Annotated in this window: 10 protein-coding genes; 4 read left to right on the forward strand and 6 right to left on the reverse strand. The window is 63.6% G+C overall.

Translation table 11 applies throughout. The features are described 5' to 3' along the window. Positions 1-13: 13 nt before the first annotated feature. The 4 genes from glmM to Q363_RS20570 form a co-directional block, all read right to left on the reverse strand. The gene (glmM, locus tag Q363_RS20555) at positions 14-1,411 is read right to left on the reverse strand and encodes a phosphoglucosamine mutase (protein ID WP_035354222.1); all 1,398 of its coding nucleotides are present in this window, start codon (positions 1,409-1,411) and stop codon (positions 14-16) included. Further along, positions 1,408-2,901 carry an exodeoxyribonuclease VII large subunit gene (gene xseA, locus Q363_RS20560; protein ID WP_084080598.1) on the reverse strand — a complete coding sequence of 498 codons (1,494 nt, stop codon included), beginning with the start codon at positions 2,899-2,901 and terminating at the stop codon, positions 1,408-1,410. Before xseA ends, glmM begins: the two co-directional genes overlap by 4 nt. Before the next feature lie 178 nt (positions 2,902-3,079). Further along, positions 3,080-3,304, reverse strand: a complete 225-nt coding sequence (locus Q363_RS20565; RefSeq protein WP_035354225.1) for a DUF2905 family protein — start codon at positions 3,302-3,304, stop codon at positions 3,080-3,082. Positions 3,305-3,374: 70 nt separating this feature from the next. Next, positions 3,375-3,758, reverse strand: coding sequence for a response regulator (locus Q363_RS20570; RefSeq protein ID WP_035354228.1), 384 nt, complete (start codon positions 3,756-3,758; stop codon positions 3,375-3,377). 201 nt (positions 3,759-3,959) lie between these two features. Between Q363_RS20570 and Q363_RS20575 the strand changes: the two genes are divergently transcribed. Continuing rightward, the gene (locus tag Q363_RS20575; protein ID WP_035354230.1) at positions 3,960-5,147 is read left to right on the forward strand and encodes a potassium channel family protein; all 1,188 of its coding nucleotides are present in this window, start codon (positions 3,960-3,962) and stop codon (positions 5,145-5,147) included. Between the two features lie 474 nt (positions 5,148-5,621). On the opposite strand, the gene Q363_RS20580 is transcribed toward Q363_RS20575, so the two are convergent. Next, positions 5,622-6,362, reverse strand: a complete 741-nt coding sequence (locus Q363_RS20580; RefSeq protein WP_035354234.1) for a tetratricopeptide repeat protein — start codon at positions 6,360-6,362, stop codon at positions 5,622-5,624. 249 nt (positions 6,363-6,611) lie between these two features. Here Q363_RS20580 and Q363_RS20585 point away from each other — a divergent pair, with 249 nt between their 5' ends. Beyond that, entirely contained in the window at positions 6,612-7,874 is a 1,263-nt protein-coding gene (locus Q363_RS20585; RefSeq protein WP_035354237.1) for a GGDEF domain-containing protein, read from the forward strand. Here Q363_RS20585 and polA read toward each other — a convergent pair. Further along, a complete protein-coding gene (gene polA, locus Q363_RS20590) occupies positions 7,867-10,953 on the reverse strand; it encodes a DNA polymerase I (protein WP_035354240.1) in 3,087 nt (1,028 codons plus the stop codon). The two genes, Q363_RS20585 and polA, sit on opposite strands and share 8 nt — an antisense overlap. Before the next feature lie 134 nt (positions 10,954-11,087). Between polA and Q363_RS20595 the strand changes: the two genes are divergently transcribed. Next, on the forward strand, positions 11,088-11,579 hold the full coding sequence (locus Q363_RS20595; RefSeq protein ID WP_035354242.1) for a hypothetical protein: 492 nt from the start codon (positions 11,088-11,090) through the stop codon (positions 11,577-11,579). A gap of 72 nt (positions 11,580-11,651) precedes the next feature. Continuing rightward, a partial coding sequence (locus Q363_RS46550) for a helix-turn-helix domain-containing protein (RefSeq protein WP_425387682.1) occupies positions 11,652-11,881 on the forward strand: 230 nt, incomplete at its 3' end.

The following is an 11,881-nucleotide window of genomic DNA, read 5'->3' on the forward strand; positions in this document are numbered from 1 at the left end:
CGTTCCTGAGCGATCAAAGTCCGAGTTCGGCGCGGATGGCGTTGGCGATGGTGTCCGCGTGGTGGCGCATGAGTGGCTCGGATTCGGCCTCGATCATGACACGGGCGAGGGCTTCGGTGCCAGAGTAGCGTATGACGACGCGGCCGGAGTCGGCGAGCTCTTTTTCGGCGGCGGCGATGGCCTGGGCGACGGAGGGGATTCCGTCGAGGGGCTTTTTTTCGCGGACCTTGACGTTGACGATGACCTGGGGGAAGACCTTGAGGTCGGCGATGAGTTCGGAGAGAGATTTGCCGGAGCGATGGACGATGTCGAGGAGGAGGAGCGCGGTGAGGAGGCCGTCGCCGGTGGTGGAGCGTCCGGAGAAGATGATGTGGCCGGACTGCTCTCCGCCGAGTGCGGCGTTGGTGGCGAGCATCTGCTCGAGGACATACTTGTCGCCGACGGCGGCGCGGAGCATCTGGATTCCGGAGCGCTTGAGGGCGGCTTCGAGGCCCATGTTGGACATGGTGGTGGCGACGACGGTGGCGTTGGTAAGGAGGCCGCGGGCCTGGAGGTCGCGCGCGGCGAGCAGGAGGACGGCGTCGCCGTTGACGACGTTGCCGTTCTCGTCGGCGAAGAGGGCGCGGTCGGCGTCGCCGTCGAAGGTGATGCCGAGGGAGGCGTTGTAGTGACGGACGGCTCCGGCGACGATCTCGGGGTGGAGGGCTCCGCAGTGCTCGTTGATGTTGCGGCCGTCGGGGGAGGCGTGGGTGATGATGACGTCGGCGCCGCCGAGTTGGGCGAAGAGCTCGGGGGCGACGGCGGAGGCGGCTCCGTTGGCGCAGTCGATGACGATGCGGCGGTTGTCGAGGGAGAGTCCGGGGACGGCGGCGAGGAGGAAGCGGATGTAGTCGGCGCGGTCGGACTCGTTGACTTCGGGGGCATCCTGCGAAACCCAGGTCTCAGAAGCGACCCGTTCGACATCGCTCAGGGCAGGTCCTGGGGCACCCGCATTCTGCGAACCCGGTTCCTTCAGGTGTTTGAAGATTTCGTCTTCGATGGCTAGTTCGGTGGCGTCGGGGAGCTTGTAGCCGTCGGGACCGAATATCTTGATGCCGTTGTCTTCCCAGGGATTGTGGGAGGCGGAGATGACGACGCCGGCTGCGAAGCCGTGGGTGTGGGTGAGGTGCGCGATGGCGGGAGTGGTGATGACGCCGGCGCTCTCAACGGTGGCTCCTCCTTGCGTGAGGCCGGAAGTGAGCTGGGCGGCGATGACGGGACTGGACTCGCGAGTGTCCATGCCGAGGACGACGCTCGGGAAGGAGCCGAGGTGATGGGCGAGGGCGAGGCCGATGGCGTAGACGGTGGGAGCGTCGAGGGGGTACTGACCTGCGACGGAGCGGATGCCGTCGGTTCCGAAGAGTCGTTTCATTTCTTGCTGGTCTCCGTAGGGTTGGTGCTGGTGACTTGGGCGGTGAGCGAGCCTTCTGCGAGGCGGGCGTGGATGGTTTGGCCGGGGGAGGCTTCGGCGGCGGAGCGTAGGAGAGTGCCGTCGGCGTTGTAGACGAGGGCGTAGCCTCGGGAGAGGACGTTGAGCGGGGAGAGGGCCTGGAGGCGGGCGGTGGTCTCGGCGAGGCGGGCGCGGTGTTGCGCGATGAGGGCGGAGGCGGCGCGGTCGAGGCGGGTGTTGGCGCGGTCGAGGCGGCGGTGTGCGGCGGCGACGCGGAGGCTTGGCTGCTGGCGGCGGAGGCGCTCGCTAAGCGAGCGGAGGCGCTCGGACTGCAGGCGATGGCGGCGATGGATGGCGCGGTCGAGGCGGTTCGATAGCTCGTCGACGCGCTGCGAGCGGCGCTGAATGGACTGGGTGACGGTGCGGAGGACGGCGGAGGCGGAGAGGCGGGCGTAGCGCTGGCGGGCCTCGAGGAGATGGAGGCGGATGGCGCGGCGGACGCGGTTCGAGAGCTGGAGGACGCGCTCTTCGATGCGGTGCTGGGCGGCGGTGATGATCTCGGCGGCGGCGGAGGGGGTGGGGGCGCGGAGGTCCGCGACGAAGTCGGCGATGGTGAAGTCGGTCTCGTGTCCGATGGCGGAGACGGTGGGGATCTTAGAGGCGGCGATGATGCGGGCGAGGGCCTCGTCGTTGAAGCAGGCGAGGTCTTCGAGGGAGCCTCCGCCGCGGGCGATGAGGATGAGGTCGGCGTGCCGGGGGTTCGCGTTGAACCAGCGGATGGCGCGGGCGACGGACGAGGGGCTGGTGGGGCCCTGCATGACGGCGGGGTGGACGAGGAGGTTGAGCGGGGCGTGGCGGCGGTGGACGACGGTGACGATGTCGCGGAGGACGGCTCCGGTGGGCGACGTGATGACTCCGATGCAGCGAGGGAAGGCGGGCAGGGGGCGCTTGCGCGCGGCGTCGAAGAGGCCTTCGGCGAGGAGGCGGGCTTTGAGCTGCTCGAAGGCGAGCTGGATTCCGCCGGCGCCGCGTGGCTCCATGGTCTCGGCGATGAGTTGGAGCTGGCCGCGCGACTCGTAGACGGAGATGCGGCCGCGGACGAGGACTGCCAATCCATCAGCCGGGCGGAAGCGGAGGAGTTGAGCCTCGCGGCGGAAGAGGACGACGGGGAGCTGCGCGTTGGCGTCCTTGAGGGTGAAGTAGATGTGGCCGGAGGGCGCGGGGCGGCAGTTGGAGATCTCGCCTTCGACCCAGAGATCGGTGTGGGAGGTCTCTACCTGGCGGCGGATGCTCGAGACGAGGGAGGCGACGGTCCAGATGCGGCGCTCGGTCTGCTGGGTCTTTTCGGGAGCGGAGGGGGGTGGGGTCTGCGTGAAGATGAGGCTGGACTGGCGTTCGGGAGAGCGTGGCGGGGTGCGGCCGGCGCGGAGGCTGGCGAGGGTGGGCGGCGGGTTCTCCTGCCGGGGTGCCATACGAGGTTGAGTCTAGCAGGGTGGAGAGGCAATTTTTTGTGCCGGAGCGGTGAGGGAGATTGCTGGAACGACGGGCGTTTGGTGAGAGCGGAGATTAATTTTTCGAGCCGGAAAACGGATGGGAGATTTGCAGACTTTTGCAGGTAAAAAAGTGCGCCGATCAGGAAGAAAAATCAGGCTAGCGGCGGAAGCGGCTGATGACCCAGAGCAGGAGGGTGAGGAGGACGCTGATGAGGATGGAGGTGGCGAGGGGGAAGGAGACGGTCCAGCCGCGGCCTCGCCAAGTGAGGTCTCCGGGCAGACGGCCGAGGGGGATGTTGAGGCGGTTGAAGAGGATAACAACGACGCCGATGACGACGAGGAGAAGGCCGAAGAAAATAAGGATGCGGCCGAGGCCGAACATGGGATTCGCTCCAGGCAGATGATACTCCGGGGCGGGGGCGGGGACGAGGAATCAGGCGGAGGGACGAGGGTCAGGCGCTGGCGAGCATCGCGTTGGCCTCGCGGAGGAGGAGCGAGGGCTGGCAGGGTTTGGTGAGAATGCCGAGAGGCCGAGGGAGCTTGCGGGAGTGCTTCTCGACGGCGCCGAGATCGGCGTAAAAGCCGGTGAGGACGAGGATGCGGCAGGAGGGCAGCTCGCGGGTGATGTCGGCGACGAGGTTGAGGCCGCCGCGGCCGGGCATGATGATGTCGCAGAGGAGCAGATCGGGGCGGAAGACACGGGCACACTCGAGACCGTCTTCGGCGGAGTTGCACGTCCGGACGTCAAAGCCCTTCTTCTGGAAGATCAGGGTGAGGGTATCGGCTACCATGGGGTCGTCGTCGACGATGAGAATGCGTTGGGGAGTCGCTTGCATAACTTGCTCGCAGTCCTTAGAAAAGCATTTCTGCTGCCAACCTGCTCGGGGGGTGAGGACAAGGCTAGTCAGAATCAGCGGAGTTGTCCAATGAAAAATGCGTGAGAGCGCCGATTAAGGCGACGAAATAGCGAAGGCGGCGGCGGCTCTGCTAAGGTTGAGCCGGGGCCGCCAGGGAGCGTGCCAGGGGAGGATCGACTCGTGCATGTGCTTGCCCTGATCGCCGGAGTCCTGTGCTGCTCTGCGGTCTTCGTGGACACGTTTCAGACGATCATTCTGCCGCGAAGGCCGAGAGGGCGATTCCGCATCACGCGAATGTTCTTTATCGCGACGTGGCGGCCGTGGGCGGCGTTCGCCAGCCGGGCGAAGGATGCGAAGGCGCGGGAGCAGATCTACAGCGCCTATGGTCCGTTATCGCTGATCCTGCTGCTGTTTCTGTGGGCGATGCTGCTGGTCTTCGGCTTTGGGCTGTTTTATTACGCGCTGGGGTCGCCGTTTACCGACGTGATGGGAGTGCAGTCAGTGTTTGGACTCTCGGAGTTTCGGACGGATCTGTATGTGAGCGGGACGACGCTGTTCACGCTGGGGCTGGGAGACGTGGTTCCGCACAGCCTGGCGGCGCGGGTGCTGATTATCTGCGAGGCGGGGGTGGGGCTGGGGTTTGTGGCGCTGGTGATCGGCTATCTTCCGGTGCTATATCAGGCGTTCTCGCGGAGGGAGGTGAGCGTTGCGCTGCTGGATGCGCGGGCGGGGTCGCCTCCTACGGCGGCGGAGTTGCTCGAGCGCCATGGGTTCGAGGGTGGCGAGGAGGCGTTGATCGAGCTGCTGGCGGAGTGGGAGCGGTGGTCGGCGGAGATCCTGGAGTCGCACATCTCGTACCCGATTCTTTGCTACTACCGATCGCAGCATGACAACCAGAGCTGGCTGGCGTCGCTGGTGGCGATTCTGGACACGTGCGCTCTGTTGATCTCGGTGGTGGAGGGGCCGGCGTCACGGCAGGCGCAGCTGACGTTTGTGATGGCGCGGCATGCGGTGATCGACCTAGGGCTGGTGTTCCATGTCCAGGAGCAGAGGGTTTGGGCGGCTCAGGAGGGAAAGGACCGGCTGCCGGAGCGGGACTTCGACCGGCTGTGCGGCATGCTGGGTGAGGTAAGGCTACGGCTGTGCGGAGACAAGGCCTCGGCAGAGCGGCTCAAGACGATTCGCGCGCTGTATGAGCGGCATGCGGGAGCGCTCTCGGACTACCTGAGGATGCCGCTGCCGGCGTGGGTTCCGGAGAAGAAGGAGAAGGACCAGTGGCGGCTGCTGACGAAGATGCGCACGGAGGCGGAGGCGGTGCGGGGGTTGGCGGAGCGATCGGGGTCGGTGCTTCTGCATGAGGAGCATTGATATTCGGGGCGCGAAAAAGGCATACCCCCAGGGGCTAAAGAGGATGCTGACAAGTGGCTCGCGAGCAAAAGACGGTACCTGAGCGGCTGAAGCCCCAGGCCTACCTCAGGAGCAACAGCAACGGAAAGTGCAAATGCAACGGAAAGTGCAAATGCAACGGAAAGTGCAAATGCAACGGAAAGTGCAAATGCAACGGCAAGTGCAAATGCAAGGCAAGTGCAAATGCAAGGCAAGTGCAAATGCAACGGCAAGTGCAACCGCAGCTCCTTCGACTCCGCGCTTTCGCGCTCCGCTCAGGATGACACTTTCTAACGGGCGCGGAGAGCGGACGTTTCTCAGGGCTGTGAAGCCCTCATTTCTTTTTTGCGCAGAGAATGTCCGGGCTGCCCGGATCTATCTTGGAGGCAAATGCAACGGAAAAACAGCAAGGCCTGCAAGCTGGCTTGCAGGCCTTGCTGTTTGCTGTGATAAGAGCTACTTCGGGAGCGCGGGGCCGCCGGCGGTGGGGGCGGGGTTGAGCTTCTGAGCGGCGATCATTCCGGCGGGGCCTTTGGCGTCCTTGTCCTTAAGGGTGGCGTAGACCTTCTTGGCGAGCTCGGGCTTGTTCTCGGCCTCGTAGAGGTCGGCAAGCTGGAGCTGCGCGGTTCCTGCGGGGACCGAGGTGGTGGGATGCGCGGTGAGGTCGTTGTAGAGGTCGACGGCCTGTTGGTCGCGGCTGGTCTGGCGGTAGAGCTGGGCCAGGGCGAGCTTGGCGAGGGAGGCGAGATCGCTGTTCCATCCGGAGGCGACCTGCTTGAGGGTGCTCTCGGCGGAGGCGTTCTGGCCAGCTTCGAGGAAGGTGAGGCCGGCGAAGTAGCGGGCGAGGCGTCCGCCGGGCGTCATGCCGTAGCGGTCGGCGGTCTGAAGGAAGACCTGGTTGGCGGCCTTGGCGCGATCGGCAGCGGAGGGGAAGGTCTTGACGCCGGGAGGGATCTGCTGGCCGGGTGCGGCGATGGGCGTCTGGTAGACCTGCATGGCGTCGCCGAAGGAGATGTCGGCCTGTTGGCTGCGGTGGTTGTAGATGAAGGCGCCGATGCCGAGGATGGCGATGAGCGCGACGACGACGATGCCAGTGAGGACAAGAGAGCGGCGGTGGTGGCTGGCCCACTCGAGGCCGTGCTGGGTGGTGTCGACGAACTGGTCGTGCTTGAGGGCTTGGCGGGTTTGCTGGTCCACTGGGTCGGATCTTCCTTCGTTGACTCGCCAGCGGAAGCGATCCGCATCGCGAGATGGGTATGCGCGAATGAAAGGCGCAGAAACCTAAGTTTACCAGTTACGCAGGCGGGGTGCGACGCAAAGACAAGACTCAGCGAGATTACTACGTCTTGTAGTCGTTGTCAGGGGTCAATTTGGGGGATTTTCTCATCCAGATGAAATTGGTTCCGATATACCTATTCGAAGGTCAAGGCCAAGGAAGCTTCAGCAATGTCTACAGCCCGAGCGGCTCTCAAGGAAGTTGTCCAACAGCAGATTTCCCGCCTCTCCGGACTGGGGTTTTGCAGACTTCTCTTTCCACGAGAGTTGGAGGACCGCTTTGAGGACCAGACGGCGCAGGCGCGGTGCACGTGGTTGGCGCGGCAGACACTGATCGCGATCCTGTTCTACGATCTCTTCCTGTTCGCGAGATACACGTTGTCAGCTCAAGGGTTTGTGCGGGCTCTTGTCGTTCGACTCTTTATCGTCACGCCGATCGCGCTGGCGGTGAACTTCACATTGCGGCGCCGTCCGGGAAAGATCTTTCGCGAGGCGAGCATCGCAGCGGTGGCCTGCCTGGCGGGATTGTCCAATCTTTATCTCATAAGCGGTAGAGGGCCGGTGATGGCGGCATATGGGCAACTGGCGGTGCTGTCCATTGCTCTGTGGCTGACGATTGTTGCACGCATCCGATTCCCCTATGCAGTCGCGGCGGCAGTGACCATGCTTCTGGGTGACATCGTCTTTCTGCGCTACGATCAATCTCTTTTGCACAACCAGAAGATCTTTGGATTCTCCATCGCTTTCGGGCTGGTTTTGCTGACTGTATTGGCCAACTACAGCTTCGGCAAGGAAGACCGGCTGAACTTCCTGCTGCAGCTTCGCAGCGACCTGCTGGTGGCGGATCTGAACCGGCTGAACGCGCATCTGCTGCGGAGGTCGGAGAGCGATGCGCTGACGGGGCTGGCGAACCGGCACTCCTTCGATGCGCAGTTTGCGGAGCTGTGGCGAAAGGCAGTGATTGGCGGGACGGTGCTGTCGGTGATCGTGGTGGACGTGGACCGGTTCAAGCAGTTGAACGACCGCTACGGACATCTGTATGGCGACCAGGTTCTGAAGCGCATCGGATCGCTGCTGCAGCAGGCGCTGCGCGCGAAGGACGATTATGCGGCGCGGTTCGGCGGCGAGGAGTTCGTGATTCTGCTGCCCGCGACGCATCAGAGCGCGGCCTTTATGGTGGCGGAGCGGTTGCGAAAGATGGTGGAGCTGGCCGGGTTCCCGGCGCTCGACCCTTCGCAGAGGCCTTATGACGCGAGCATCAAGGCCACGGTGAGCTGCGGGGTGGCAACGGCTTATCCGACGGCGGAGGGTGTTCCGGAGCACTTGCTGGAGGCGGCGGACAGGGCCATGTATCAGGCAAAGGCACAGGGACGCAACGCGGTCTGCTGTGCCCCTGCAGGGCGTGGGGGTGGGCTCGCGCTGAGCACTACTTGATGTCGCGCCAGTTCTGACCGACGCCGACCTCGGCGACGATGGGGACGGAGAACTCGGCTACGTTCTCCATCTCTTGCTTGACGAGGGCTTCGACTTCTTTGGCTTCCTCGGGAACTACGTCGAAGAGGAGTTCGTCGTGGACCTGGAGGGTCATGCGGGAGCGGAGGTTGCGGCGCGTGAGTTCGGCATCGATGCGAATCATGGCGAGCTTGATGAGGTCGGCGGCGGTGCCTTGCAGCGGCGTGTTGACGGCAGTGCGTTCGGCGAAGCCGCGCATGTTGGCGTTGCGAGACTGGATGTCGGGGATGGGGCGGACGCGGCCGAAGAAGGTGCGGACGGCCTGGGCTTTTCGGACTTCATCGAGCGTCCGCTCGATGAAGGTGCGCACGGCGGAGTAGCGCTCGAAGTAGCGCTCGATGTACTCGCGGGCGGTCTTCTGGTCGATGCCGAGCTGCGCGGCAAGACCGAACGGGGAGATGCCGTAGACGATGCCGAAGTTGACGGCCTTGGCGCGGTTGCGGGTCTCTTTGTCCATGGTGGCGGCGTCGACCTCGAAGACCTCGGAGGCGGTGAGGGTGTGGATGTCCTTGCCGGTGCGGTAGGCGTCGAGGAGGAGCGGGTCCTGGGAGAAGTGGGCCATGAGGCGCAGCTCGATCTGGGAGTAGTCGGCTGACATCAGGACGTTGCCCGGGGCGGCGATGAAGGCGGCGCGAATCTCGCGTCCGATGGTGGTGCGAATGGGGATGTTCTGGAGGTTGGGATTGATGGAGGAGAGTCGGCCAGTTGCCGCGCCTACCTGATTGAAGGTGGTGTGGATGCGACCTTCGGAGTCGGCGAGTGACGGCAGCGTATCGAGGTAAGTGCCCTTGAGCTTCTGGAGCTGGCGGTGCTCGATGACTAGGGCGGCGATGGGGTGCGATTCGGCGAGCTCTTCGAGGACGTCCTGCGCGGTGGAGACGACCTTGCCCTTGCCGTACTTCATGGGCTTGGGGAGGAGCATTTTGTTGAAGAGGACGTCGCCGAGCTGCTTGGGGGAGTTGATGTTGAAGCGGTGGGCTGGATTCCCTGCTCCGGCGGCGTCGGCGTAGATGCGCTCGGCGAGGTTGTCGATCTCGACGGCGAGTCGTGAGGACATCTCGCGGAGGAAGGCGGGGTCGATGCGGACGCCGGTCTGCTCCATGCGGAGGAGGACGGGGACGAGAGGCTTGTCGATGGTGTCGTAGACGTGCTGGAGGGGAGACGTTGGTGGTGCAACATCCCAGGTCTCAGAGGCGACCCGTTCGACTTCGCTCAGGGCAGGTCCTGGGGCACTCGATTTTGTGGCTGCCTTCTGGTCGGCGAAGAGCATCTCCGTGGTGACGGCACCGCCGAGGGCGGGATCGTCAGCGGGGATCTGGTGTTGTGTGGGTGCGTAGTCGGCGATCTGTTGGCCGAGTGTGGTGGAGAGGCGGACGATGGCGGCGGCGGCTTCGGGGAGGCGGCGCGGGTCGTTGGGATTGTCTTTGGTGGGCTGGTGGATGAGGGTGCGGCTGGTGCTGCGGGCGGCGATGTCGGGAAGGGTGTGTGAGCCGTGGGTTGGGTTGATGAGGTAGCTCAGGAGCATGACGTCGTTGCAGACGCCCTCGAGCGCGACGTTGTGCGGCTCGAGTGCGCGGAGGACAGCTTTGAGGTCGTGGACGTCTTTGGGAAGTGTGGCGTCGGCGAGGGCTTCTTTGATGCCGGGGGAGTCGAGAGAGACTTCGAGGGCGAAGTGATCGTTGACGGCGAGGCCGAGGCGGCGGGCGGGGTCTTCGGCGCGAACCCAGGTCTCAGAAGCGACCCGTTCGACTTCGCTCAGGGCAGGTCCTGGGGCACCCGGTTCTGTGGCTGGCTGGGCTCCGAAGAGAGACATGTTTTCGGCGGGCGGGGACTCGGGTTCGGCGCTGTCTTCGGTGGGCTCGGCGGCGATCTCTGCGGCGATGGCCTGTGCGGTCTGGGCGATGGCGATGGCGAGGCCGTTGGGTTCGCCGGTGGCGGGATTTGTAGCGCGGGCCTCTTCGAGGAGGTGCTTGATCTGGACGGCGGTGGGCTTTGTCTCGTAGGTGGGGACGGTGGTGTCGGCGGCGGGGGCGAGTTCTTTGAGAAGCGTGGTGAATTCGAGCTCGGAAAAGAGGTCGCGGCAGGCGGCGAGGTCGGGCGCCTGCGTGCGCATGGCATCGAGGGTGTACTCGATGGGGACCTCGGTGTGGATGGTGACGAGTTCTTTGGAGAGGAGGATGTTGTCGCGGTTGTTGGCGAGGGATTCGCGGTAGGTCTTGCGCTTGATGGCGTCAGGGGTGGCGGTGGCGGCGTCGATGGCGGCCTCGACGGTGCCGAACTGCTGGATGAGTTCGACGGAGCCCTTGTCGCCGATGCCGGGGGCGCCGGGGATGTTGTCGACGGAGTCGCCGCGGAGGGCCATGACGTCGATGACGCGCTCAGGAGGGACGCCGAGGTTGGCTTCGACGCCGGCGGGGTCGAGGATGAGGTTATCTTTGGTCGGGTTGAGGATGGAGACGTCTTTGGTGACGAGCTGCATCATGTCCTTGTCGGAGGAGACGATGTAGACGTGGTGGCCGAGCGTGGCGAGCTTGTGCGAGAGGGTGCCGATGACGTCGTCGGCCTCGAAGCCCTGGTAGTAGAGGATGGGGATGCGAAAGGCCTCGAGGGCGCGGCGGATGTAGGGCTGCTGCTGGATGAGGTCGGGAGGAGTCTCGGTACGTGTGGCCTTGTAGCCGCCGTACTCGGTGGCCTCGAACTGCTGGGTCTTGATGTTGAATTTCTTGACGTCCTTAAGCTGCGCGGCCATCTTGTTGCGATGGACGGGAGCGCCTACGTCGTAGACGGCGGCGAGGTACTCGGGCTGAAAGTCCTTGCGCAGTTTGTTGATCATGTTGACGAAGACATATGTGGCCGCGGTGGGGATGCCGGTGCGCGTGGACATGGGGCGCGAGCGCTGCATGGCGTGATAGGCGCGGAAGATGAAGGCCATCGAGTCAAGGAGGTAGATGGGGGGCTTTGTGGCTTTGTTCTCGGTGGGCTTGGTGGGGGTCTTTGCCATGGCTTTTTTGATGGTAGCGCGTTAGGCGGAGAAGCATCGTGCCTGAAAGCTTGTCCTGAACTCTCAGGTTAGAATTTGTCGCGGAGTCTGTTTGATTCTGTATTTCTGAACAACTCAACTGGAGCGTTGAATCCATGCGTTTGCTTCTTTTCTGCCTTCTCACTCTTTCGAGCTGGTCGGCTGCAGCAACGAACGATGCGTTTGTGACGTTTTATACCGAAGGTTCGCTCGCCACGTACGGGGTTCCAGGATCAAAACATGGATATTTTATGGGCGTGATCTTTGACGGACAACAAAGTCTTGGCTACCTGCGACGTCATCGATTCATGACGTTACGATTTCCAGCTGGCGAGCACGTGTTCTCCGCCAGCTACAGCGGGAAACATCCAGCAGAGAACTCTCAGTTGTCCCTTAAGCTCGAGGAAGGAAAGAACTACTTTATTCGGGCGGAGTCGGAATCACGCGGTATACACATGGTCGATTCTGGAAAAAGCCGGCTTGATGCAGTGACCTGTGAGATTGCCCACGCCGAACTACAGAAAGCAACTGCTGTCGAAGAGAAATATGTCCCGAAGGACGTTCGGGACCGACTCGTGCAAGACAAGTCGCTGCCTGAGTGTCACTAGTACTGTGGCCGTATGTATAGGTAACCAATGTAGGCGCTTGTTGGGTTCTGGTGCTGGCTGTATATCTGGGGAGTGAGCAGAGGCATACGACTTCAGATTGAACTCAAGCAGCGAGATCGACAGCAGATCGATCAGTTGTTAGGAGGCGGGTTGCAGTCGGTACGCACGACATTGCGCGCCTTGGCCTTGCGTCAATTGGATCAGGGACAGTCCACGCCTGCGGTGGGAGCCAACCTGGGGCTTTCCGCCAAGGCGGTATGGCAGATCGGCAAGCGGTATCTTGATGGCGGGCTGGAGCGGGC

Origin of the sequence: Edaphobacter aggregans DSM 19364 (assembly GCF_000745965.1) — a bacterium.
Lineage (GTDB): Bacteria > Acidobacteriota > Terriglobia > Terriglobales > Acidobacteriaceae > Edaphobacter > Edaphobacter aggregans.